The sequence below is a fragment of the Novipirellula artificiosorum genome, assembly GCF_007860135.1.
In the GTDB taxonomy this organism is placed as follows: domain Bacteria; phylum Planctomycetota; class Planctomycetia; order Pirellulales; family Pirellulaceae; genus Novipirellula_A; species Novipirellula_A artificiosorum.
The window spans coordinates 1-24,839 of record NZ_SJPV01000022.1 but is presented as its reverse complement, the minus strand read 5'-3'; the positions used below and the strand labels follow the sequence as shown (position 1 = coordinate 24,839).

Sequence of the window (24,839 nt, the reverse complement as noted above, 5' to 3'; positions counted from 1 at the left end):
GCGCGACGCGCGTCTTGGCGGCTAAGAAGCGTCTCGCAGAGATGCGAGACGATTCTGGGTGGATACCGTACTTTCGCTGTAAGAACGCTGCTAGAGAACGGCTTACCTTGAAAAGAGAATTTCCGTGAGGCTAGCTCGACGGAATCAGGATGCGAATGCGACGTCTGGTAGACTCCACTCGAGCGGCAACCTTGATCACCATATTCCTGATAGGTGCCGTCAGGATACTTCTTCGCTCCAGGACGATTGGTGACCATGATTCGACGGATGGTGGGACTGGCCGAGGGCGACAGCGAGCAATCCTTGGCATTGAACACCCAACACAAGGCCTGACACCGGAGAGTCCGTCATTCCGATCAACAAATTACGGACTGGAAGTCCCTTCTACAAATTCGCGGCAACCCTCAAATGAAGGTGTGACAGACCACGCGCTACCCTGTTGTCCTCAGAAAGGATCGCCGACGATTGGCAATGGCCTCTCGTGAATACAACTGCGAAGCCAGCCAGTGGATGCCTTGTTGAAGCTCGCGGACGGACATCTGTTTGGGTTCAAAATTAACATCAAAAAGTGTGCATCGATCCCAGCGCTGCGGATAAAGAAGGCGACTCTCGGATGCAAGTCGTTCATAGAGCGGTGTTCCTGGGAACGGCGTTAACACGGTGAGCTGCACATCCCACAATGCCGCCTCGTTGGCGAAGGCAAGCACCTGCTGAAAAATTTCTGGAGTATGACTATCAAGCCCGAGGATAAAACAACCATTCACGGTAATCCCATGAGCTTGAATGCGCTGCACCGCTTCGATCAGATCCCCCTGGTAACGTGACTTGAAATTCGCCCGCAACTCAATCCCGTCCAGTAATCCTTGCTCGGGGCTTTCAATTCCGATCAAAACCTGTTTGCAGCCCGCTTCCCGCATTTGCTGAAGAAGATCCCGGTTGTCGGCTACGGAAATATCCGTTTCGGTAAACCACTTCACACGCAGCGGGATCAGTTCGCGACAAAGCTCCATGCCCCAGCTGTGATCGACAAATGTGTTATCGTCAGCCAATTCGATGAACGGTCGACGTTGGAACTTCTTGATCGCAAGAACATCACGGACGACGTCGGCAACAGGCCGTTTTCGGTACGGATACGAGAACATGACATTGGAGGCACAAAAGTCGCATCGCCAAGGACAGCCCCGCGTGGTTTGAACGGGGTATCGCGTGTAGGGTCGGTCCTGCAACAAGTCATAGCGAGGAATCGGTAGACGCTGAACCTCCACCGGCGGCATCTCGCGAGCGTCCCATACCCGGCGCTGCGTACCTGATTCGATTTCCGAGATCGCCTCTGGCCAAGTCCGCTCTCCTTCGCCAAGAAAGACATAGTCGGCATGCTCAAGCGCTTCCTCCGACTGAACGGTCACATGCAACCCTCCCATCGCAACCTTGACGCCCGCAGCACGCAAACGATCGGCGATTGCGTAAGCCTCGAAGACTTGGGCCGAGAAGGTGTTGATGGCTACCAAGTCGCAGTGATAGAGGTCCTCGGGTTCGCTTCGGTCACCTTCGGCTTCGTAGTAGGACACCTGGTGCTCGGCCGGCGTACAGGCGGCAAGGTACAGCAGCCCTAGACTCGGCAGTGACGAAAGCACCCGTCCGCGTTCGACGATCCCCGGTAAGGTCATCCCGAGTTTCAACAACTTTGGGTCATGCACACGCAACCCACTTAGGGCCAACAATCCGATCTTCATGGGGGGCCATTTCGCAAGGTTTGGATGACAGCGACCAATAGGGCAATGACCGGGATAAAAAACAGATGCCGAAAGGACTTCTTCCAGGCGGAAAGAAAGCAAACCATTGGCATCGAAACGCCACCGACGACAAAAGCCCATGACGCCATTTGCGTATCAAACCACTCGGCTCGATTTGTCGACACACTATACAACACATTCATCATCCCAAGTGCTGCCTGAGCAATGTGTCCAAGCCGCAGAAGCCGCCTCCGAAACGAAGCGTATCCCCCAAGAAATTCTTCTTGGTGAAAGAAGATCCCGATCAGGGCACCCGTGACAAAGGCCGATACGACAAGCCCCCAACCGAAGTACCAATTCAAATGGACCACGGAATCTCCCATCACGCGGTGGTCGCCACGGACTCGGACGAGGAAACCAAATGCTTCGACTGGGAATAGGCGATTGCAAACAAGATCAGCATCGCCAAGTCAATCACGACGAACGGCTTGAATAGGAATGGACATCCCACGGTCAACCAATAGTAGCTGACGATGCCGACATAGCTTGCCTTCAGCAAAATCCCGAACGGCATCAGATTGCGATTTCCGTCAGGATCGCGAGCCACCTGAAAAAACATCAATCCGAAAACGATCAACATCAGCGATCCGAATTGAACGTATCCCCAATGATTGGGATGCGGAATGCTGACCGCATCAAATAAAGCCTTGCCCGCAAACAGGAAGACCAAGCCAATCGCAAAATCATAGACTGCAGCGATCCCAAACAGCAGACGAACGGTCGCTCGTGTCATCAAAATCTCCAGCAGGGGGTGCGTGAGAGGAATAGACCGGTTTCTCGGGACTTCCTGACCTTAGGATAACAGGCCCCGACTGGCCCGTGTGACCACCGTGACCGCTCGTTGGGCCTCTTTTCCGAGACGACCTCCTAACTGGACAGCGCCACTTTGATCTTCATACAAGCACGAAGCGCAAGCGAGTGAATCACTTACGCCAAAACCCACTCGCTTGCGCTTCGTGCTTGTCTTTGCAACGTTTCCGCTCCAAACTGGCGCAGTCCAGCTAAGATCTGTCCCGCACGAAGACCTAAAGACGATGTCCAAAGCTGTCACCGGTGTCGTGAACCATGCCGGGCGTTCGGTCGACAAACTGTTTGCTGAGGGTCAACGGCTCAAGGTACTCGAGTTGCCGCCAATGCGAGGCTTCCGTTTCGACCGGTATTCGGGATTGTTTGAATTCTTTAAGCGATCCATAGGATTTGGTCGCCATGAATTGCTCCAATCCCGACAGGATCTTGCGGATCACGTCGGGACCTTCTCGAAAGATTTCGGAGGTCACCATCACGACATCCGCGCCGGCGATGATCGCCTTGATCGCATCCTCCGATGTTCGAATCCCCCCGCTTGCCGCAATCGAGATCCCCAAACCGCCGGAACGGGCGCGAACAATCCCTTCTAAGGTTCGGCTGATCCAGTCGTCTGGAGTCAACTCCCAACGTACCGTCCACTGCATTCGATCGATGTCGATGTCCCAGCGAGGTTGATGAGCGAAAAGAATCACCCCCTGGGCTCCATTGTTTTTTATCCGATGAGCACAAGAAGCAAGATTGGTCAGCCGACGACTCATTTTGACAGCGACCGGAATCGTCACACTTTCGCAAACCTTGTGAGCCATATCGCACATTTCGGATTCAATACTCTCGGCAGATTGCTTTGGGTCGCTGATTCGTGGCTGAAAGTTCAGCTCGATTGCGTCAGCACCGGCTGCCTCGATCAAGGTAGCGAAACTCATCCATTCACCAACCGAAGTCCCGTTCAAGCTGCCAATGATTGGGACCTTGGTATGAGCCTTCAGTTCGCGGATCGTATCCAAGTAAACGGTCGGCCCGCCGTTGTAGTTGTCTTGTTGAGGCTGGTAGCCACTTCGTTGAGCGGCTGTGTCAGGATCGACATCCAAGAGGTTCTGGTAGACGATTTGCTCTTGCATCATCGACGGCATCACGACCGCTCCGGCGCCCGCAAACACCATTTGCCGCACCGTTTCCGGTTCAATCGTCAAGTGACACGCCCCAACGATCACCGGAGAGTCAAGTTGCATCCCCAAGTACGTTGTCGCCAGATCGGAAGACATCGTTCCCACTCCAAAAAGCGTTTCCCAGATTAGCCCCCCAAAACATCTGCAAGGATCGTACCGTTTCGGTCAGCGGATGCATCTTCGGTCAGCGGACGCATCTTCGGTCAGCGGACGCATCGGTAGACAAACGCGGGGGGTAGGTTTCGCCAAACCGTTGGACTTCGCTTGACCTCAGTGAAGGTCTCATGCAACCGGCTTGCGAACCGCCGCCCGGCCGGTAGCGCCAACCCTTGCCAATAGGCAAACGTGGCAAACTGGGCATTGGGTTTCAAGACGCTGATCATCGCATCCATGATTTCTGACTGCAGCGTCGGTGAAAAGGAAGCCCATGGCAATCCACAGATGACGGAATCGACATCGGGCATCGATTCCCGCTGGCAGAGTTCGGCCACATGGGTCACGCTATCTTGGTAAACGGTGACATTGGGACAACGTTCTCGAGTCGCTTGGACCAATTCGGCGGACCTCTCAATCGCAAAAAACTTGGCGTCGGCGTGCAACCGTTTTAGAATGGCTTCGGTGAAAACGCCTGTTCCTGGACCAAATTCCACGACATTCCTCGCGGATTCCCAATCGAATCCCTCGACCATGGTCTGGACCAATCCAGGGCTGCTCGGCGCGATCGCACCAACTTGGGTGGGGTGGCGAAGGAAGTTTTTCAAGAAGAGGATCGTATCTTTCATGCCCCCAGGGTATCGAAAAGAGGGGCTGTCGTCAGGTACGATACGCTGCATGAAAGTTCCCGATTCCCATCATCGCGCCTCGGTCGGCGCCAACATGACGCCGATGATCGACGTCGTTTTCCTACTGATTATCTTTTTTCTGGTTTCGAGTCATTTAGCGCGACAAGAAAACCGCTTGCCTGTTGATTTACCCGTTGCCAGCACCTTCTTGCCGGAAAACCCGCAACGTTTGGCGCTGACGGTCACGGTCGATGCGGAAGCAAACTGGCGTGTCGGAGGCGAGATCGTCAGCGAACAACAACTTAGAACGATCCTGGCTGATCACCGAACCAAGAACGGGCCGAGCGCATCGGTGCGGCTGAGGACCGACGGATCGGTGCGCTATGAAAGAATTGAACCGATTTTGCGAGCCACGGCGGTCGCTGGTATGAGTGACTTGACGATCTCGGTACGAGAGGCGGTTCGATCATGAGATTGCCATCGAGTCATCGTGAACAATCGCTCGAAGTCAAAATGACGCCGATGATTGATGTTGTCTTTTTGTTGTTGGTGTTCTTTGTCTGGACCAGCAGCTTTGAACTGCCCGAATTTGACCTGCCAAGCTCGATGGCTCAGCCGCCGACGATGGGATCCAAAAGGAGTCAGACGGCGATGCCGCCCCCTGAAATTTTCGACGAAATACTGATCCGAATGATCCCCAACGTGCCGGAGCCCCACGAATTGGCGTTCCGACTTGAACTGAACGGGCAAGAGATCGCCGATCTCACGGTGCTGAGGCAGAGAATCCGAGAGATTTTGGCGCTGGGTGTTCAGCCACCCGTGATCGTCGATCCCGATCCCGCCTTATCGATTGCCGATGCGGTGCGCGTGTACGACGCAGCAAGAGCTGCGGGCGCGGATCGAGTCTTGTTTGCCGCAAAGGCGGAGTGATGTTGCGATTGCCGCGGGCCGCTTCCGGTATTTTGATTTGTATTCTGGCGATGATCTCCCTCTGCGCTGCGAGCGACGCTCGGCCGGTTGGCCGCACGACCAGCGATCGTGATGAAGACTTGATGGCAAAGCTGATTCGCAGCGGCCAGTTTGACCTGGCACAACAAATTGCAAGCGAAGCGAACAAACAGACGGAGCCGCTCAGCGATGACTCCGCCCGTTGGAGCATTCGCCAATCCGAAATCGAAACCGCTCGTCGACGCGGACTCGACGATTTCAGCGATGCGGAGATCGAACAGGCGAAGCGACCGATCGCCGAACTCGTCTCGGCCTATCCGAATCACCCTCGGCAGTTGTTTCTACGAGCGGCAATGATCGAAGTGGAGCTTATTGCTGCGGAAGTGGACTTGCTCTCCGCCGTGGTCAATCCTGGTGACAAGACCCGCAGCGACCGAGTACTCCGCCGATTGACAACGATCGCGTCGGAGCTTCAATCGCTCTCGGACACAGCCAAGGAAACACGAACGGTGCTGGATTCTCAGCGGAGTCAACCGCGTGACCATGCTATGATTTCCGACCTGGATCAGTTGGGTCAACGGTTGCTCGTTTCACGCGTCAGCAGCCAATTGATGACGACCGAATTGTTCCCGGTCAGCAGCCACGATCGCTTGGCCGCCGCCGCCGCTGCCGAACAAGCCGCCGAACAAGCCTTGTCCCTGTTGCCGAGTGAATGTACGGCGAGAAAGGAGGTTCAACGCCTTCGAGTGATCGCAATGGAGCGAAGCGACAATTTTCCGCAGGCCCGCCAGGAATGGGAACGGATGTTTGAGGCGAGTGGCTACTCCGACGACCCTCGAACCCATTCGGTTGGCATTCGCATCGATCTGAGATCGGGTCAAAAGGCTCAAGCGGCCGAACAGCTCGATGCGTTTTACGGTAGCAACCCGGCTAGCACTCGACCGTCGATCGAGATGGATTTGGTTCAATTGGAAAGGTTACTTAGCGGCGAGAACCCTGACAGTGCAGTGATCGCCCAGTGGCTCGATTTTCTGTCGACCCGTCATGGCCCCTACGGTCGCCGCCGGGGAGAAACGATCACGCTGAATCGATTACGGTTGCAAGCGGGCACCGACAACGCGATGGATCCGGCGATCGTCGCTGCCGAAGGACGGCGATACCTGCGTGAAGGCAACTTGATTCGCGCGGCCCAGATGTTGGCGAGCGCTGCGGTGGCCGAAACGAACGCGGATCGAGCGGTTCAACGGTCGATCGAAGCCGCCGCCGCGTTTGTTGCTGCGGATCAACCCGCCGAAGCAGCCGAAATTTTGAAGGGGATCGCAGAGAAGTCGCCCTCCGCCGAGGGTGCTTCGGTCGCGCACTTGCAGGCTGCCATCCTGATGACGAAGGCGGGGACGACAGCGTTGAAACTGCAACCGACGCTGCAGACAACGATGTTGTTATGGCCAGCAAGCGAGGAGTCCACCCAAGCCGGTCAATGGCTTGTTCAACTTTATGAAGCGGAATCCCGCTATGACGAGGCAGCGATCGTTGCGACGAAGATTCTGGCGGACGCCGCGACCGATCCGCTCCAGGAAAACGCTTTTCGTTTGTGGCGCCGTGCGTTCCACCGCTACCGTGATCCCGCCATGCATCGCGAAGGAATGAAACGCATCGGCGAGACGTTCGCTCCCTTGGCGGACCAGCCGCCGGCGATCCAATCGCTTTACGGTCGAATGCGGGCTTACCTTTTCGATCGCCAGGACTTAGACGGTGAACCGCTCAGCACCGCTGCAAAGGACCCTCGGAGTGAAGACTTTTTGCAGTATCGCCGTGGCAACGGCCAAGTCGATTTTGCACTTCCATCCGATCCGGATCGCCTCGACGACGTCGCTTGGCGGCTAATGCAAGATGGACGGCACGATGCGGCCCGACGCAAGGCGATTGCCAATCTCCTTTTGCGGTCGCCCGATTTGTCCACCGACACGATCGATCATGCCGAACGACTCGTTTGGAGCGGACAGGTCGATGCCGCCATCGCCGCGATCGATTCACATATTCGAGAAGCCGACAATCCACGCGAGACGCTAACGCAATCGGCCACGATGCTGGGCGACAGCGGCAATTCGCAAGCCCTTCGGGAATCCATCCGGCTTTGGGATCAATTGGCAACTGGGTTGCCGCTGGGGTCCGAATCCTGGCACACCGCAAAGCTGGCGGCGATCTCACTGCTGTATCGTTCGGGCGACCGAAGCGAAGCCGAGCGGCGAGCAAAATACGTGCTGCTGACGTCGCCCCCTCAAGACGCTCCAATTGCCGACCGCTATCGGCAGTTCGTTTCCAAATAGTTCTTCTTCCTCCATTGATCGAGCAGATTCTTGTTATCCGGCGAACTTTTTGACTCCGGGCGGATGCTGGCCCCATGGGGGCGAACCGCCCCATGAACCATCGATTCGTTGTTTTGGAACACACACCAGGTCGCCTGTTCAAACGGCAACTTCAACCCCACTTCGATTGGATGTTTGAATCCGACGGGGGCCTGCTCACCTGGGCAACCGCACCGATCGATTTCTTTGAGAAGCAACTTGTCGTCGTCGCGCGACCGCTACCGGTTCATCGACTTCGTTACCTCGATTTCGAAGGGGACATTGGCGAGGACCGAGGCGAAGTACGACAACGAATTGCGGGGGATTATGCTCTCCTGCGGCGCGATGAGCAGCACTTCGCGGTCGAGATTCAATGGCCCCGCGAAGGGGAACCGCGGCATCATCGCCAAGTGAGGTTCGACTGTGATTCAGGCAAATGGCGGTTATCACTTTGCTAGCTTTCGATCGGCGTGCACCCCCGCGAGAAGCTGCCCCGAAACTGATCTAAGCAATTGAGGACGATCTTGCTACGATTGCCTAGCGAGGTGAAATATGGACGCCTCCAATCGCTACACCTATTTGGAGATTCCACGGATGGGACATCCCTTTTCCGCTCAGACGCAATTGAAATCGATCAAGGACATTCTCAACACCGTCGCGGAGCCCCTTGACCTGAATGTCTCCGTCCGCCTGTGGAACGGTGAAGTGATTCCACTTGGCAACCAAGTGTGCGGAAAGTACACGATCGCGATCTCAGGGCCTGGAGTGATCGGATCGCTGATGCGGCGACCGGGACTCGAAACGCTGGTCCGGTTGTACGCCACCGGGCACATCACGTTTGAAGGGGGCGATTTAATCGATTTTTCGGAAGCCCTCAAGACAAATCGGTCGAATCGAAAGAAGCTGAAACAGGTTAGCAAATCGATGTTGATCAAGCGAACCTTGCCCTTTCTGTTCGCCAAGACGGAGGTAGCCGATTTGAGCCAAGGATTCCGCGACGACATGGTCGGCCGCGATGAATCGAAACGCAAGAACACGGATTACATCCAGTTTCACTACGACGTTGGCAACGAGTTCTACAGGCTATTTCTCGGTTCCGAAATGCAGTACACCTGTGCTTATTTTCGAGACTGGTCGAATTCACTGGATCAGGCTCAGCAAGACAAACTTGACATGATTTGTCGTAAGCTACGCTTGCAGCCGGGCGACACCATGCTCGACATCGGTTGCGGTTGGGGAGGCTTGATCTGTTACGCCGCCAAGCATTTTGGCGTGAAAAGTCATGGCATCACCCTCTCGAAAGAACAGTACGAACACACCAAGGTGAAGATCGATCAGTTGGGCCTTCGCGATCAGGTGAGTGTCGAGATTTGCGACTATGCCGACCACCAGGGCACCTATGACAAGATCTCCAGCATTGGCATGTCGGAACATATCGGTATCGCCAACTATCCACGCTATTTCAACAAGATCAATTCAATGCTTCGCGACCGTGGCATCATGCTCAATCACGCAATCGCCCGCAGTGCAAAACGATCGAAAAAACATGCTGCCAAAATCCGACCCGAGCGCGCGTTTCTGTTGAAATACATCTTCCCTGGCTCGGAATTGACGCCTGTCGGGATGACCACCGACTTTATGGAACAAAGCGGTTTTGAAGTCCACGATGTGGAATCTTGGCGTGAACACTACGCGTTGACGACCCGCTTCTGGTGCAAGAACTTGTCAGCAAACGAAGACCGGGCGATTGAATTGGTCGGACCCGAGCGATACCGCCTGTGGGTTGCCTATTTGGCCGGTGCGTCAGGAGGCTTCACAGCAGGTTCGATCAAGATCTTCCAAGTCGTCGCCAGCAAAAAGGCCTCGAAAGGGGTTTCGGGCATGCCGCCTACGCGCGAACATCTGTACCGCGCGGCGTAGCCGTTGGCCGATTGAAGAGCGTGCCCGCCAAAACGACACGATTCGTCCGACCACTGGCGTTTTCGCTCAGCCTGTCGTGTCCTTTGGCGTTTCAAGAAATCACCCGGATCTGCGGTTTCGCCGAATTGTCGGCACAAAGGGGCGTTTCTAGGGCGTTCAATCGGCCCTCGAACCGAGAAAACATTGACCGCTATCTAAATGTCTCTAGAATGCGAGGCACAGGAACGGGTTTTGCTGATCCTTGCTCGGAAGTGACCGCTCGGAAGTGATTGGGTGGTCTCGAAACGGGTGGTCTCGAAACGGGTGGCCCCGATCTGGATGGCCGCAGGGGTGGTGTCGACGCTGTAGGTTCGGTTGAATCCACCGCTGGGCCTTTGCCAGTCGGTACCATCTTCCAGGTGGAAGGGAAATCCCTTCCACCGACGGGTTCTTCTGTTCCGATCGAGCTCGATTCGAGTAGACGCAAAAATAACAAAAGAGTGGGAAATCTATGTCGAGACGTGAACGCTGGGTGGCCGCGATTCCGGTCTATAATGAAGTCAACACAGTCAGTGAAATACTCGATCAGGTGACAAAGTACGCCGACGAGGTGCTGGTCATTGATGACGGGTCAACCGACGGAACAACCGACGTGTTGCGTGCGCGGTCGGATGTTCGCGTGATTCATCACGGCGAGAACCAAGGCTACGGGGCGGCGCTGAAGAGCGCCTTCGAATACACGATCGATGAAGGCTTCGACGGTGTCGTCACGCTCGATTGTGACGGACAACACCAACCCAAGCGGATTCCCCGGTTCATCGAAGCCGCCGCGGCGGCCGACATTGTTTCGGGTAGCCGGTACTTGAAGCAGTATCAAGGTGACAGCGCGCCGCCGCCCGAGCGGATGTTTATCAATCGTCGCATCACGGGCGAATTGAACGAGCGGCTTGGGTTGAGTCTAACCGATGCGTTTTGTGGCTTCAAAGCCTACCGAACCTCGGCGCTATTGGAGATGAGGATCACCGATACAGGCTACGCGATGCCGCTGCAGTTGTGGGTCGAAGCTGTTGCCGCTCAGTTGCGAATCATTGAGATCCCGGTGCCACTGATCTACTTGGACTTGAGCCGGTCGTTTGGTGGATCGCTCGACGAATCGGAAACACGGTTGCGTTATTACAACCGGGTCCTTGACGACGCGATTCGGGTGGCCGTTGCGCAAGGAGCCAGCTTCGAGCAAGGACAACCACCACGACGTCGCAGCATCGTTTCCTAAATGAGCGTCGATGGGTATCGACATTACAGTGCTCCGAAATCACACGGAGAATCGTTTGCCGATCCAAGCATTGGAGAAGCCGGCGGTTTGTTGCGCAGCAATCTCCGCGTTCTCGCTGGCCATCCCCGTTCTTGGCAACAACTCCGTCGCGATGCTCGGATGCAAATGGTCAGCGATGCCGTGCGGTATTCCTCGGCGTACCGAGACGTTCAGTTGCCTGCAAATCGGGACGATGCACCCATTGTGATGGCGGGTCACCAGCCATCGCTTTTTCATCCTGGCGTTTGGTTCAAGAACTTTGCTTTAGATGCGTTGGGGCAACAGCATCGTGCCGTCGCGATCAACTTGGTGATTGATAACGACGTGGCGTCGGGCAGTTCGATTCGAGTGCCTTCGATCGATTCCGCGAGCGGTGATTTCACGTACAAGACGATTCGCTTTGATCGGTTTGGGGGCGGTGTTCCCTACGAGCAAACGGTGATCGCCGATCGTGATCGCTTCGACCATTTTGACCAAGCGGTGCTTCAAGCCGTTTCTCCGATTGTGCCCAATCCGCTGATCAGCAAGCTTTGGAAACATGCTCGCTACTCGGTGGAGCGATGTGGAGTCGCTGGGTGTGCGTTGGCTCAAGCCCGTCATGCTCTGGAAGGTGAAATCGGTCTCAACACTCTGGAAATCCCTCTCGGGGCGATTTGCCGCAGTCCATCGTTTTCGCGATTTCTGCTGATGATCCTCAGCGAAATGCCCCGTTTTCGTGAGATCTACAACTCCGAGGCGGGAGCCTATCGCCGTGCCCACGGCATCCGCAGTGCCTCCCACCCCGTCCCGAATCTGTCAACCGACGACGGTTGGTGCGAGGTGCCCATATGGATCTATAGCGATCAGTATCCTCAGCGGAAAGCGGGCTGGGTCAAACGTACGGACTCTCACTGGATCCTCAGCAATCGTAACGGTTTAGAGTGTCGGCTCGCGGTCGGCGAATCACCCGAACGATCCGCCGAGGCCCTTTCACACCTCAATACACCTGCCTTCAAGATCCGGCCTCGAGCACTGTTGACGACGATGTACGCTCGTTTGGTCTTAAGCGACTTGTTTTTGCACGGCATCGGCGGCGGCAAGTACGACCAACTTGGCGACCGAATCGCGAAGGGCTTTTTTGGAATTGATCCACCTCCATTCATGGTTGTCTCGGCGACCCTTCAATTACCAGGCGATTCGCCCAGCGATCTCGACGCTACCATCCGCCAGTTGCAGCAGGCGATTCGTCAGTGCGACTATCAAGGGGAACGCTTCGCCGAAACGACGGCACTCGATCAAGAATGGATTCGTCGCAAAGCACAGCTGTTGCGTGAGATCCCGGTGCGGGGACAGAAACGGCAATGGCACCAACAGATCACCCAAATCAACCAGCAACTTGCACATTGTCTGCAGTCGAAGAAAGCAGAAATGACGGAACAATTAGCGGAACGGCAACGACAGCGACTTTCGCTCTCGATCTTGAAAAGCCGTGAGCACCCGTTTTGCATCTTTCCCCTCGACCCTTTGATTGCAGCTTATCAGGAATTGCTAGCTAGGTAGGCAAGGGAAAAATTCGATTTCGAACTTGGGTTGGCGCCGTAGATGGGGCATAATGCTCTTGAGTTTTGGCTCGATCAAACACGACCCTCCTTCTTCACGGATTCTCACTTAGCATGGAAGCAATGTGGCGCGACGAGCCGGCGTTTGGTTTTGGGATCGATTCGCTCAACCCCCATGCACCACGCCGCAGCGATGCGATCGGAGGACTGTCCAAGAAACAGTTGCGCGAGCAGCTGTGTCAAAGATGCCCCCGTGTTCCAGGCGTATATGGCATGCTCGACCGCAAAGGGAACCTGATCTACGTGGGGAAGAGCAAGTCACTTCGATCGCGGTTGCTGAGCTACTTTGCCGACTCCAATGCCGAGGAAAAGGGAGGTCGGATCGTTGAGAACACGCGAGCGATTCAGTGGGAAACCCAGCCGAGTGAATTTGCGGCACTGCTTCGTGAACAGCAACTGATTCGACGCTTCTCACCTCGCTGGAATGTCCAAGGGGTTCCGAAGCGCCAACGTCCCGTCTACCTCTGTTTGGGCCGCATGCCCGCTCCCTATTTCTTTCTCGCGGCGAAACCACCCGAGCAATGTGTGGCGGTCGAAGGACCGTTCTACGGTGCGGGGCGAATGCAACGTGCTATCGATGGGCTCAACAAGGCTTTCAAGCTCCGCGATTGTAGCCAGAAGCAAGTGTTTCATTTCGCCGAACAGATGCAATTGTTTGATCTCGACCATCGGCCAGGCTGTTTGCGATTGGAACTTGGAACTTGCGTTGGTCCCTGTGCGGCTGCTTGCACTCGGGACACCTATCAGATGCAAGTGAATGCTGCTGAGAGCTTTTTAGATGGTTTCAATGATGAACCCTTGGTGCTTGTCCGCGAACAAATGGAACAGGCATCGGAGAATCAACAGTATGAGTTAGCCGCTCGCGCGTGCCGTACGCTTGCGTCGCTCGACTACGTGCACCGCAAACTTTCGATCCTGGCAAATGCTCGTCGTGAATACACCTTCGTCTACCCCGTAAGCGGCTATGATGGGTGCAACACTTGGTATTTGATTCACAGCGGTGAAGTCGCTGACGTTGCCTCGGCACCACGAACGCCGGAGGAGTACGCGGCGTTGAAACCGAAACTTCTTCAATGGAAAGCAGTGACCGCCAATCGTGTCGACCGTGGCCACGGCGCTTACCCGCACACGCTGGCTTTAGTGGCATCTTGGTTTCGCAAGAACCGTAGCGAGCAAGACAGAACGTTTCTTCCTGAACAGGCCGGTCGCAGGTACCGTAGCACCTCGATACGGCAAGCAAGCTAAGAGGCCAACCCGTTTTCAATTGTGGCGAGGCCAGAAGCTGTCCTGGCGATCGACCGGTTGCCAGGACAAATCAGCAGAAGACTCAAAGGGAATTGCCGTGCGCCGTGTGATCAAAATAGGTGGCAGTTTGCTGCTGCGAACGAACCTTGTAACACGCTTGCCAGTTCGGATCGATGAGTTGGGGGGCGGGGCTGCCTCGGAAACGCTTGTGATGGTTGGCGGAGGCGAGATGATTGATGCGATTCGTCGACTCGACCGCTGTCGACCGCTCGATCCGATCGCCACGCATTGGCAATGCATCGAACTGCTACAACAGACGCTCGAGATTTTTCATCAGTGGTTCCCGAGTTGGAATCGAATCGATACCCGCGCTGAACTTGAGCATGCGATCGAGCAAGGTTTTCCAACCGATCGCCCGAGCTTGGTTTCCGTTGAAGCGTTCTATCGTCGCGACGTGCCGGCAGATCTGCCCATGGATTGGCGAACCACGTCCGACTCCCTGGCAAGCCTGTTAGCGACTCTCAGCGGTTCCGATGAGCTTGTGCTGGTAAAGTCTTGCCAAATCGATGATGGATGGACCACTGCGAGCCTGATGGACAAGGGGATCATCGACGCGGCTTTTCCGTGGCACGGCGCTTCAACATGGCGGCTACGGGTCGAGGCTTTTGCGCCGGAACCTGGCCCCCAACGCTAACGCCAGCCTAAGACGAGAAACGTCGGATTCAACGATGCAAAACGCACTCGATCCAGTTGGTATTGGCCACGGGCGATGTTGATCATTCGGACGTCATGATGGAGACCCGCTTGGCCAAAAACTTGCTGGACGGCAACCAAGTTATCGGGACTCGATACATTGACGACGATTCGTCCCGTTGGGGCGAGATGTTGGATCGCCTCAGCGACCAAATCAGGCACCACCCGTCCGCTGCCGCCTACGAAGATTGCATCGGGTCTTGGCAATTCCTGCCACGCTGCCGGTGCTTGGCCGTGCACAGGAACCAAAGAGGGAACGACAAACATTTTCGCGTTTTCGATCATCAATGCATAGTCTTCTGCATCCATTTCGATCGCATAAACCTGTCCTTCGTTCGCGATTGCCGCCGCTTCGATGGCCAAGGAACCACTGCCCGCACCGACATCCCACACCACGCTCGTCTTCGTCAGATCCAATTCCGCCAGCGCGATGCAACGCACTTCCGAGGGCGTCAACAAGCCCCGCTTGGGTCGTGATTGCAGGAACAAATCGTCTGGATTCCCAAACAAGCGCCGACGCTCGCTGCCGCTCGGACGATCGGCTGCGCCGTGACGCCGAACCAACACCATCACGTTCATGGAGCCGAAGGTCTGATTGCGAATCGATTGCAAATCGCCCTGCGTCACCGTCTCGTCAGGCGTGCCCAGGTTTTCGCAAATGTAGGCGGTGAAGTAGTCGATGCGGCGATCGAGTAACGCTTCGGCAACAACCGATGGCGTGATCGCGGAGGTGGTGAATAGCCCCACCAGCTCGGCGGTGCGAATATGATCGACGACGCGATCGAGAGGCTGAGTCGCCAGGTTGGTCAGGTAGGCATCGTCCCAACTCTCCTTCACGCGTGCAAACGCCAACTGCATACTGCTGACGTGCGGAATGACCTCGAACCGGTCCTTACCAAACGTTTCCGTTAAATACCGAGCGATTCCGTAAAACAGCGGATCACCGCTCGCCAACACCACAGCCGATGAATCACCGAGTTCTCGGATCGCCGCCTGCAACTGTTCCAAGTTGCTGCCGACCACGACGCGCTCTGCTTCCGAGTTGGGCATCTTATCGAGCAGCGCCGAAGGCCCTACCAACACGGCCGCTTGGTCAATCAATTGCCGAGCTTGTCCGGTCAGTCCATCGAGTCCATCATCCCCGATACCCACAATTTGAATTCGTGCTGTCAAGGTCGTCTCTTTCGTTGAAGCGTGGTTTTGCGTGGATGATTGCAGTTGGGATGATTGCAGTTGGGATGATTGCAGTTGGGATGATTGCAGTTGACACCGCAGGGTCGTCCGCTAGAGCTTGCGGAGTTCTTTGAGAATTTCATCGACAGTCGTACGGCCTGCATGCGAATCACTGATTTTCGCCCAATGAATTCGGCCATTTTGGTTGATCACATAGGTTGCCGGATAAGCGGTTTCTCGGGGTGCATCCCAGCGCAATCCCCACTGGGTGACCATTTCCATCCCATCATCTCGTACCATCACCATCGGGTCCGGGATTCTCCGTGACCCCATGAACTGCTCCGCATGCTGTTGCAGCATGTCGGCTTCACCGGGATAAACCAAAATGACGCGCTGGCAATTCTCGGCTAGCTTTTTTGCTCGATTGATTAACGCACCGACTTGTTGGCTACACAAAGGACACTGATAGCCGGGATAGCCGCGAAGCACGATCACAACGACTGGGCCAGCCTTGTATTCGGCTTCCAAGTCAACGTAGCGATCCTCTCCAATCATGGGCAATTCAAAATCAATCGCCTTGGCGCCGACCGCCAGTGGCTGCTTGGTGCCGGGATCTTCTGCCAAGGCGGAAGCAGAACCTGCCAAGGTGACGATTCCGATCGAACACAGAACACGTGGCAAAACATTCATAGAGGATTCACGGGGTTGGAAAAAAGAGAAGACGGGTGGGAATCGTTTCCATCGCACGGGTCGTTAAGATCGATCGCGACGTTCACGTTGCCGGCGGCTGTATCGCTCGAGCGTATTGCGTTCGGACTTTGACAAGCTACTTTCGCCGCTCTGATGGATTTTGGCCAGAATCCGATCCGCTTCTTCGGCTTCTTTTTCCATTTTTTTTTCTGGGTCGTGAATTTTAAGCTTCATTCTCCGCGATCGCTGCCGCATCTGGTTGGGAATCTCGGTTAAGAAATTGAAACCTAACCAACGCAGGTTCCAGTGCAAGAAGAAGTAGGCCAAGGCAAACGCCGCTCCGGTCAAGTGCACTTCGAACGCCGTGTTGGCCCCCAATCCCGAGGTGATGCCTAACGCCCCGGCGAAATCGGCTGCCACAAAGATCACCGCGACGACCCATGCTTTGACGGGCAAGACGAACATCAACAAGATCTCGGCATTGGGATAGTAGCATGCGAACAAGATGGTGATCGCCACGACCGCACCGCTGGCACCAATCACCGATCCATTGACGCCCTGAACCAGGAACGACACCGACGCTACGATTCCGCCAAGGATGACCGCAATCAGATAGAACTTCAAAAACTCTTGCTGGCCAACCTGCCGCTCGACGACTCGTCCAAAAAAGAACAAGCCGATCATGTTAAAGAGGATATGGTTGAGGTTGTGCGGGTCATGGGCAAAACCATACGTCAAGAACTCCCACCACATCCATGGCTGCAGCAATGTCGAACCGTGTGTCGCCAACCAAGGCCACAAGGTTCCGTCGAAAATCATGTCCAAGAAGAACACAACGACGTTGATGACGATCAGCACGATCGTCATGCTCTTGGGGCTCTCGATTCGATCCCAAGGGGTTCGAGCATCGTTGCGGCCATAATCGCGGTCATACAGACCCATGAATGAAGTCCTCGGGAAGTCACTGAAAGAAATTGATAGCTAATTGGGGTGTCATCACACCGTTCATCGTAGCAACTCGACTGATCGTAACAATCCACGACCCCGTGCGTCGAGATCCAAGCGGCGTCGCGCGTTGGTGACGAGAATCGTCTCTCGAATCCTTCCCTTTGTGCGAGAACTGATGTAGTTTGAGCCATCCTTTTTCCCTTTCGCGAGCCAATCAACGTGGAACCTGCACCAGCGCCGAGCCCCCTCGATTCTGACCCTCGGTCCCTTTTGAACACCCGTTTTGGACTCGAATCCTTCCGAGCGGGCCAGCAGCAGGTGATTGAGCGGTTGTTGGCCGGTCGCAACGTGGCCGCCGTCTTTCCAACGGGTGGCGGCAAGAGCTTGTGTTACCAGTTGCCCAGTCTTTGTTTTTCGGGGACCACCGTCGTGGTGTCACCGCTGATTGCGTTGATGAAGGATCAATGCGACGCTCTGCGAGATCGTGGCATTCCAGCGGTCCGTCTGGATTCGGCCATGACGCCTCGCCAGTATCGCCAGGCGATGCACGGCGTTCGTAACGGCGACACCAAGTTAATGTACGTTGCACCCGAGCGGTTTTTCAATGAACGGTTCATCGCATCGCTTGGATCGTTGAAGATCTCACTGTTCGCAATCGACGAAGCTCACTGCATCAGCCAATGGGGGCATAATTTTCGCCCCGACTATTTGAAACTTGGATCGGTCGCAAAGAGATTCTCTGCGGAACGGATCCTGGCGTTGACCGCGACGGCCACGCCGTCGGTTTTGAAAGACATTCAAGCGGCCTTTTCGATCTCGGACGATGATGCGATTCGGACGCGTTTCTATCGGTCCAATCTGCACCTGCGGAGTGTGATCTTGGACCAACAAGATCAATACGCGCATTTGCTCGACCGCATTCGTTCCCGTCGTGCGGGATGCACCTTGATCTACGTCAGCACTCAAGCGACGGCCGAAGAGATTGCCGAGCGTTTAACGGATGACGGGATCAAAGCAACCGCATACCACGCAGGGCTGGACACCGATACGCGCGTTTCCATACAGAACGAATTTATCGCCAGCCAAAAAGGAATCATTGTTGCGACGATTGCCTTTGGGATGGGAATCGACAAATCGAACATCCGCTATGTCTATCATTTCAATCCACCGAAATCACTCGAGGCCTATGCCCAGGAGATTGGCCGTGCGGGGCGCGACGGCAAGATAGCAATCTGTGAAATGATGGTTGTCCCCGAAGACCGAGTGGTGCTCGATAACTTTACCTATGGTGACACGCCCTCACGACAAAACGTGCTTCGCATGATCGAAATCTTGAGCGGACATGCGGATGAGTTTCATCTTTCCCACTACCGGATTTCCTCGGAATCCGACATCCGGCTGCTGGTGGTTCGGACGCTGTTGACTTACCTCGAACTGGAGGGGTATCTCGAAGCGACTTCGCCAAGGTACGACCACTATAAGCTTCAGCCTCAAGTGACATCGCAGACAATCCTTGATCACTTCCAAGGGGAGCGTCGAGCCTTCGTCTCGTCCCTCTTGTCCCTCCTGACCAAAGGCCGGACCTGGTTCACGCTGAACGTGACGCTGGCGACCAAACGGCTTGCGACCGATCGAGAACGAATCATCAAGACGATCGAATACATGAACGAGCAAGGCTGGTTGGTAGTGAAGGTCAGCGATTTGACCCATGGATATCGTTGGCTGCGGCGAGTGGACGATCCAGCGGCCTTAGCCGATCAGCTGACCACTCGAATGTTGGAAAGGGAAAAAAGCGATATTCAGCGACTTGACCAGGTCTTTCTGCTCGCGGAGGCTCGCGACTGCCAAGCTGCTACCCTGTCGAAACATTTTGGTGAAAAGCGAACGCGAGCATGCAAACACTGTAGCGCTTGTTTGGACGAAGGCCCTTTTGACATGCCGATCACGGCGCCTCGAACCTTGGGCCGATCGGCTCGGATCGCTGTGCAGGATATGGTCGCCAAATATCCCGACGCCCTTGCCACCCCTCGCGATCAAGCTCGGTTTCTCTGTGGCTTGTCGTCTCCCGTCATGATGCGTTCTCGGCTGACCCGCGAACCACACTATGGCGTTTGCCGCGACATGCCCTTTGCGGATGTGCTGCGTGAGCTTGAAGGGGGATAAGTAATCGACTCGACGGCTCTCGATCCCGGCGTCGGCCATATCGTACGGGAGGCGATTGGGGGCCCGGTTATCGAATGCCTTTCATTGCTGGACTGCCGCGTTGACCACATACCGACGCTCTTGATCGGTCAGCGGCTGCTCCATCTTGGTTTGCATTTCGAGGACGGATAAATCGGCGTCGGATGCATCTCCGCCGCTCCGGCTGCGATCCACAATCCGTTGTCGCAAGGTCGCCAGCTCGCTGGGAAAATCCAGGATCCGATAGCCCACCCCTTCCTGTTGGGCCAGCTGATTAAAGCGTTGTCGGTCGGCCGCTCGCAGAAACGTTGCATCCACAATCACACTGGTTCCCGATCGCAAGATGCTCCGCGACAGTTTCCGCAAACGACGGTAGGTCGCTCCACGTGATGCCTCGCTGTAAAGCAATTCCCGTTGATACCGACTGGGCCGTTGCTCGGGATCCATGCCGACTTGTCGCTTCCGTTCGATATCCGAGCGAATTCGAATGGCTCCCTCTCGTTCGATGAATCGTTCCGTCATGGTCGTTTTGCCGCTCCCGCTTCGCCCATGCGTGATCGATAGCGTGGGCACCGCTGGCCACGTAAAACGATCTGCCAAATCAAGATGACGATTGCTGTCCGCGATCGTTTCGAGTCGCTCGCGTTCGCACCGCTTCGATTGACTGGCTCGAAGCATCTGATTGGCTCGAATCGTTGCCACCTTGGCTCGAACCAACGATCGATAGACCAGGTACCATCGAAGCAACACCAACGATGCATAGTCACCCGTCTGTTCCAAGTAGGCACTCGTAAACGCATGTCGGAAGTGGTCGTGGCCGCTCGCAGAGAAATCCATCGCTAAGAATGCCGCGTCACTCAGCACATCGATCCAACGGAATTCTTCACTAAACTCGATCCCATCGAAAGGCATCAACTTTCCGTGCCAATCGATTACATTCTGTAAATGTAAATCGCCATGGCACTCTCGAATGAAACCTTGCTCGATTCGATTGGCAAACTGCTGCGTGTTTCGTTCCATCGTGGCAAGCGTCCATTCCAGCAACCGGTCGACCGTCCGCTGCTGATCAGGACCCAGGTCTGGCAACAAGGCATCGAAGTTATCGATCGCTTGGCGAAGCACTCGATCGGGCTCGCCCCATGAATCCGTATTCGCACAGTGGGCTGCGGCTAAGTGAAACGCTGCGACGTCGGTAGCGAGTTGGCGGACGTCAAGCCCGGTCAACCTGCCCTGCTTCAAACGTTCACTCAACAGTGCGTCTTCGGGAAACCGATGCATCTTGACGGCATACTCTATCGGCTGCCCGTTTCCTTCTACTTGAATTCGCTGTGCCGATCTCGAAATGGGTACCACATCGAGGTAGAGCTCCTTGGCACAACGTTGGTCGAGTTGCAGTTCTTTGTGACAGAGCTGTTCTCGCAGCGCCAGCGTGCTGTAGTCAAGAAATGCATTCTTGACCGGTTTCTTCACCTTGTAGGCATAGTCGCCGATGAGAAAGACCCACGATATATGCGTTTCGTGAACCACGACCGACGTCCCCATGCCCGTCGGATACGTCTCTGGTTCGCTCAGCGACGCCACCAACTGCTGGGGGGAAATCGGCGATTTGGTAAGTGTGGCCATTTCTGACCCCCGTTGCTTTTCAATGCTCTTTGACGAGCATCTCGGTTAGCCCGCGTATCATCTGTTGTTCTCGAGTTGATACGGTACCGAAACCGAACCGACCCCCGGATGCCTCCGCGATACGCGTCATCTGTTCCCGAGTCAATTCGATGAACTTGTGACGTGTTTCGGGTGTCATTTTGACCAGGATGGACCGCACGTACCGTTTCCAAGCATCCAAGATTTCTCGAGGTGGATGCTTTCGCAACCATTCCTCCAGAAGCACCGATGGAACGCTCCCGACGACAATGCCAAGCTTTTCCGCTTCTCGCATCATGCTGCGCCGTTCCTCTTGCTCGATTTTCGGGTCTGCCCAGGCGACCAGGATGAGCGGTACCAATTGCACCGCGATCAAACCTTCCGCTGTGACTCCCAACGCCGTCAACTCTTCTAGCAACACCTCGTCGTTGACGCCGATGCTGCCGACAAGCCGCTCTCGCCCCTGCGGTGATTCCGCCTCGGCGTGAAGCCGGCTGATCAACATCGCATCTAGGTCTCGAAAAAAAGTTTCCTCAAGTAACCGTCTGCAGCCTGTGGCTGGCGCATGCTCAGCGGACATCGTTACCACCTCGTGAATGGCCGACAATCTTCAATACCCTTCTTTGACGCTGCAACCGCCGTTCCATGGCCAGCGAACGGACGATGTCGCCTTCTATTTCCCTCGTCCTTTGGCACTACTTTTCTTTTGCGGACCGTCGCTTCGGGTAGCGGAACTCGTCAAGAGTTTCAATCTGCTCCGTGAATCGTCGATAGTCTTGACGACTTCCGCTACTGCCCCCGAAATCTAAAGTTGAGTCTGGACAAAGCACTCGAATGGGTGACTCGGTGGCACTTCACAGTTTCGTCTCGTGCTACTTCGCTCACCCATTTTCCTTGCATGTGACAAATCAGCACACTTTTCGTTTTCCGACAAGATCGGAAATCACTGCGCTAGTCGATCCATCCGCCGCCGAGAACTTGATCGCCATCGTAAATGACGGCTGCTTGTCCAGGAGCAATCGCCCGCTGGGGCGAATCAAATCGGACCTGAAACTTATCCGCGTTTTGTGGATCGACCACGATCTGACCGGGACGTGGCAAACCGTTGTATCGAATTTGTATTTCGACCTGATTGGGGATCGCTGCTGGATCGACCAACCAATTGGCTTCGCTTGCCGTTAACCGTTCGCCGACAAGATCGTCAGCGGGACCGATCACGACTTGCTGGGTATCGGGTTCGATGCGTACGACAAAATGGGGTGTCCCCATCGCGACACCGAGTCCTTTGCGTTGGCCGACCGTGTAAGCTTCGTATCCCTGATGGGTGCCAACGACTTTCCCGTCAAGCGTCACGATTTCGCCAGCGGTCGCCCCGACCGTCTCTGGGCGGCGGGCTTTGACAAAATCGCTATGATGCCCCTGAGTCACAAAACAAATTTCTTGGCTGTCTCGTTTCTCTGCCACTCCCATCCCTAGGCTTGAGGCTATTTCGCGAATCGCCGGTTTGTCAAAACCCCCTACCGGCAGCATCATTCGGCGAAGTCGGTCGGCCCCGATCCCAAACAACGCATAGGATTGGTCTTTGTGGGTGTCGAGTCCGCGATGAAGTTGTGGCCCCTGGTCGCTTGCCATCAATCTCGCATAGTGCCCCGTGGCAACAAAGTCGGCGTCCACTCCATCGGCGTAGTCAAATAGTCGGCCAAACTTAATCCAGTGGTTGCATTTTACGCATGGATTGGGGGTCCGACCCTTCAAATAGTCGTCGACAAAATAGTCGACGATCCGGCGGAAGTCTTCTTGCAAATCTAACGCATAAAACGGGATCCCCATCTTCGCCGCGACACGGCGAGCGTCGGCGGCATCCGATGCTGTACAGCAGCCTTGCTTGTGGTCGGCCCGACCTGCTTGCGATTGACCCAGTACGGGAAGGCCGGCGTTTTCTGTGGCGTCGTTATCACTTTCTACCTGGCAAACACCGTGCGATTCTTCGCCATGTCGCATAAAAATGCCAATGCACTCGTGGCCCGCTTCGAGCAGCAGGTGCGCCGCCACGCTCGAGTCGACGCCGCCACTCATCGCCAATACCACGCGTGCCATGTTGTTTTTCTCTTTTCGCCGATATGATAAGGGTTAAGAATCCTGTTCTAATGACTGCACCCTTTCATCTTACCCACGGAGTCCATCACGAGAATGGATGCTGAACTCGTTCAACGTAGCAAGAAGATCCGCGAGCGTCTGGTCCAACTAGGAGACTCTCTTTGACTACGCTGGAAAACGCGTTGAGATCAAAGCGATTGAAGATCAAATGGCTCTGGCTACGTTCTGGGACGATAACGAATCGGCCCAAAAAACCGTCGTCGAGCTCAAGGCCTTGAAGACCATTGTCGGCCCGATGCGCGAATTGTCTACCTCCGTCGAGGATCTGGCTGCCTTGATGGAAATGGCCGAAGAAGACCAATCGATCGCCGAAGAGGTGGCCGCCGAGGTGTATCGACTGGAAGCGATCTTGGACGATCTGGAGCTCAAGGCACTGCTCAATGGCCCGAATGACTCTGCCGGCGCGATTCTCAGCATCAACGCTCGCGACGGGGGCACCGACGCCAATGATTGGGCGGATATGCTGCTGAGGATGTATTCTGCCTGGGCTGTGGGTCAAGACTACAAAATCGAGCTGCTCGACCGCCAAGAGAATGAAGAAGCGGGGATCAATCATGCTTCGATCGCGATACGGGGTCCGATGGCCTATGGTTACTTGAAGGGGGAAGAGGGGATGCACCGTTTGGTGCGGATCAGCCCTTTCAACAGCGAAGGCAAACGCCAGACCAGTTTCGCTGCGGTCAGCGTCGCTCCGGAAATTGATGATTCCATCGATATCGATATCGAGGAGAAGGATGTCCGCGAAGACCGCTATCGTGCCGGCGGTGCCGGTGGACAACACGTCAACAAGACCGACAGTGCGATTCGGCTGACTCACGTTCCGACCAACATTGTGGTGCAGTGTCAAAACGAACGCAGCCAGCACCAAAATCGTGCCACCGCCTGGAAGATGCTGCGTGCGAAGATGGCTCGAATCGAAGAAGAACGACGTGAAGCCGAAGAAGAGAGAAAATACGCGACTCAAGCTCGAACCGGGTTCGGCAGCCAAATTCGCAACTACTTCCTGCACCCCGACCAACGCGTCAAAGACGCTCGAACCGGCCACTACGTTGGCAACTTCAATAGCGTGATGGACGGCAGTGAATTGCAAGGCTTTTTTGATTCCTTCCTGCGTCTCAAAGCGGGAAAGCAATTACCGCAAAGTTAACAGGTTACTTCGATGCCCTCTCTGTTTACGAAAATCATCAATCGCGACATACCAGCCGACATTGTTTACGAAGACGATGATTGTTTGGCGTTTCGCGATATTGCTCCCAAGGCACCGACCCATATCTTGGTTATCAGACTTACTACGCTGCGCTTCGGGGTGGCTGTGGAGGAACAGGTGCTTAGTTTTCTGTTGCAGCCGACGTTGCATTGCGTCAAAATCAAAAGACACGGGTCGGGTCGCGGAGGCCGTCT

General features: G+C 55.3%; 24 protein-coding genes. 13 read left to right on the top strand and 11 right to left on the bottom strand.

Translation table 11 applies throughout. The features are described from left to right. Positions 1 to 431 precede the first annotated feature (431 nt). The 5 genes from Poly41_RS31420 to Poly41_RS31405 all read right to left on the bottom strand — a co-directional run bounded on the left by Poly41_RS31420 (position 432) and on the right by Poly41_RS31405 (position 4,548). Positions 432 to 1,733, bottom strand: coding sequence for a B12-binding domain-containing radical SAM protein (locus Poly41_RS31420; protein ID WP_197231896.1), 1,302 nt, complete (start codon positions 1,731 to 1,733; stop codon positions 432 to 434). Next, a complete protein-coding gene (locus Poly41_RS34590) occupies positions 1,730 to 2,104 on the bottom strand; it encodes a hypothetical protein (RefSeq protein ID WP_197231895.1) in 375 nt (124 codons plus the stop codon). The genes Poly41_RS31420 and Poly41_RS34590 overlap by 4 nt, the downstream gene beginning before the upstream one ends. Positions 2,105 to 2,115: 11 nt before the next feature. Then, positions 2,116 to 2,526, bottom strand: a complete 411-nt coding sequence (locus Poly41_RS31415; protein WP_146531333.1) for a hypothetical protein — start codon at positions 2,524 to 2,526, stop codon at positions 2,116 to 2,118. Between the two features lie 292 nt (positions 2,527 to 2,818). Further along, positions 2,819 to 3,862 (bottom strand): dihydroorotate dehydrogenase-like protein, encoded by a 1,044-nt coding sequence (locus Poly41_RS31410; protein ID WP_146531332.1) that lies wholly within the window; start codon positions 3,860 to 3,862, stop codon positions 2,819 to 2,821. Positions 3,863 to 3,969: 107 nt separating this feature from the next. After that, complete coding sequence (locus Poly41_RS31405) at positions 3,970 to 4,548, bottom strand: class I SAM-dependent methyltransferase (protein WP_231616107.1); 579 nt, start codon at positions 4,546 to 4,548, stop codon at positions 3,970 to 3,972. 49 nt (positions 4,549 to 4,597) lie between these two features. On the opposite strand from Poly41_RS31405, the gene Poly41_RS31400 reads away from it, so the two are divergent. The 9 genes from Poly41_RS31400 to Poly41_RS31360 all read left to right on the top strand — a co-directional run bounded on the left by Poly41_RS31400 (position 4,598) and on the right by Poly41_RS31360 (position 14,589). After that, a complete protein-coding gene (locus Poly41_RS31400) occupies positions 4,598 to 5,020 on the top strand; it encodes an ExbD/TolR family protein (protein WP_197231894.1) in 423 nt (140 codons plus the stop codon). Continuing rightward, entirely contained in the window at positions 5,017 to 5,478 is a 462-nt protein-coding gene (locus Poly41_RS31395) for a biopolymer transporter ExbD (RefSeq protein ID WP_146531329.1), read from the top strand. Before Poly41_RS31400 ends, Poly41_RS31395 begins: the two co-directional genes overlap by 4 nt. Next, the gene (locus Poly41_RS31390; RefSeq protein WP_146531328.1) at positions 5,478 to 7,823 is read left to right on the top strand and encodes a hypothetical protein; all 2,346 of its coding nucleotides are present in this window, start codon (positions 5,478 to 5,480) and stop codon (positions 7,821 to 7,823) included. Before Poly41_RS31395 ends, Poly41_RS31390 begins: the two co-directional genes overlap by 1 nt. 92 nt (positions 7,824 to 7,915) lie before the next feature. Next, on the top strand, positions 7,916 to 8,299 hold the full coding sequence (locus Poly41_RS31385) for a hypothetical protein (protein WP_146531327.1): 384 nt from the start codon (positions 7,916 to 7,918) through the stop codon (positions 8,297 to 8,299). 94 nt (positions 8,300 to 8,393) lie between these two features. Then, the gene (locus tag Poly41_RS31380; RefSeq protein ID WP_231616106.1) at positions 8,394 to 9,761 is read left to right on the top strand and encodes a class I SAM-dependent methyltransferase; all 1,368 of its coding nucleotides are present in this window, start codon (positions 8,394 to 8,396) and stop codon (positions 9,759 to 9,761) included. Positions 9,762 to 10,251: 490 nt separating this feature from the next. Next, on the top strand, positions 10,252 to 11,013 hold the full coding sequence (locus tag Poly41_RS31375) for a glycosyltransferase family 2 protein (protein ID WP_146531326.1): 762 nt from the start codon (positions 10,252 to 10,254) through the stop codon (positions 11,011 to 11,013). Beyond that, entirely contained in the window at positions 11,014 to 12,591 is a 1,578-nt protein-coding gene (locus Poly41_RS31370) for a FlxA-like family protein (protein WP_146531325.1), read from the top strand. Positions 12,592 to 12,704: 113 nt separating this feature from the next. Next, complete coding sequence (locus Poly41_RS31365; protein ID WP_146531324.1) at positions 12,705 to 13,895, top strand: GIY-YIG nuclease family protein; 1,191 nt, start codon at positions 12,705 to 12,707, stop codon at positions 13,893 to 13,895. A gap of 97 nt (positions 13,896 to 13,992) precedes the next feature. Further along, positions 13,993 to 14,589, top strand: coding sequence for an amino acid kinase family protein (locus tag Poly41_RS31360; RefSeq protein WP_146531323.1), 597 nt, complete (start codon positions 13,993 to 13,995; stop codon positions 14,587 to 14,589). On the opposite strand, the gene cbiE is transcribed toward Poly41_RS31360, so the two are convergent. The 3 genes from cbiE to Poly41_RS31345 all read right to left on the bottom strand — a co-directional run bounded on the left by cbiE (position 14,586) and on the right by Poly41_RS31345 (position 17,453). After that, a complete protein-coding gene (cbiE, locus tag Poly41_RS31355) occupies positions 14,586 to 15,821 on the bottom strand; it encodes a precorrin-6y C5,15-methyltransferase (decarboxylating) subunit CbiE (RefSeq protein ID WP_146531322.1) in 1,236 nt (411 codons plus the stop codon). The genes Poly41_RS31360 and cbiE overlap by 4 nt on opposite strands. Positions 15,822 to 15,932: 111 nt before the next feature. Next, on the bottom strand, positions 15,933 to 16,511 hold the full coding sequence (locus Poly41_RS31350; RefSeq protein WP_146531321.1) for a redoxin domain-containing protein: 579 nt from the start codon (positions 16,509 to 16,511) through the stop codon (positions 15,933 to 15,935). Between the two features lie 63 nt (positions 16,512 to 16,574). Further along, positions 16,575 to 17,453, bottom strand: coding sequence for a rhomboid family intramembrane serine protease (locus tag Poly41_RS31345; protein WP_146531320.1), 879 nt, complete (start codon positions 17,451 to 17,453; stop codon positions 16,575 to 16,577). Positions 17,454 to 17,678: 225 nt separating this feature from the next. On the opposite strand from Poly41_RS31345, the gene Poly41_RS31340 reads away from it, so the two are divergent. Then, complete coding sequence (locus Poly41_RS31340; RefSeq protein WP_231616105.1) at positions 17,679 to 19,622, top strand: RecQ family ATP-dependent DNA helicase; 1,944 nt, start codon at positions 17,679 to 17,681, stop codon at positions 19,620 to 19,622. 81 nt (positions 19,623 to 19,703) lie between these two features. Here the strand turns inward: Poly41_RS31340 and Poly41_RS31335 are convergent, their stop codons facing one another. Beyond that, on the bottom strand, positions 19,704 to 21,263 hold the full coding sequence (locus Poly41_RS31335) for a bifunctional aminoglycoside phosphotransferase/ATP-binding protein (protein ID WP_146531318.1): 1,560 nt from the start codon (positions 21,261 to 21,263) through the stop codon (positions 19,704 to 19,706). Positions 21,264 to 21,282: 19 nt separating this feature from the next. After that, positions 21,283 to 21,861, bottom strand: coding sequence for a hypothetical protein (locus Poly41_RS31330; RefSeq protein WP_146531317.1), 579 nt, complete (start codon positions 21,859 to 21,861; stop codon positions 21,283 to 21,285). A 16-nt stretch (positions 21,862 to 21,877) separates the two neighbouring features. On the opposite strand from Poly41_RS31330, the gene Poly41_RS31325 reads away from it, so the two are divergent. Next, entirely contained in the window at positions 21,878 to 22,090 is a 213-nt protein-coding gene (locus Poly41_RS31325; RefSeq protein WP_146531316.1) for a hypothetical protein, read from the top strand. A 142-nt stretch (positions 22,091 to 22,232) separates the two neighbouring features. Here the strand turns inward: Poly41_RS31325 and mnmA are convergent, their stop codons facing one another. Further along, positions 22,233 to 23,378: a tRNA 2-thiouridine(34) synthase MnmA gene (gene mnmA / locus Poly41_RS31320; protein WP_146531315.1), complete on the bottom strand. Its 1,146-nt coding sequence runs from the start codon at positions 23,376 to 23,378 to the stop codon at positions 22,233 to 22,235. A gap of 93 nt (positions 23,379 to 23,471) precedes the next feature. Between mnmA and prfB the strand changes: the two genes are divergently transcribed. Together prfB and Poly41_RS31310 are read left to right on the top strand one after the other, a co-directional pair. Next, positions 23,472 to 24,585 (top strand): peptide chain release factor 2 gene (gene prfB / locus Poly41_RS31315; protein WP_390621512.1). Its coding sequence is split into 2 segments (ribosomal slippage): positions 23,472 to 23,540 and positions 23,542 to 24,585, totalling 1,113 coding nucleotides; the frame shifts between segments, so codons are not numbered across the junction. Positions 24,586 to 24,597: 12 nt separating this feature from the next. Then, positions 24,598 to 24,839: HIT domain-containing protein (locus Poly41_RS31310; RefSeq protein WP_146531314.1), on the top strand; the 242-nt coding region annotated here is incomplete at its 3' end.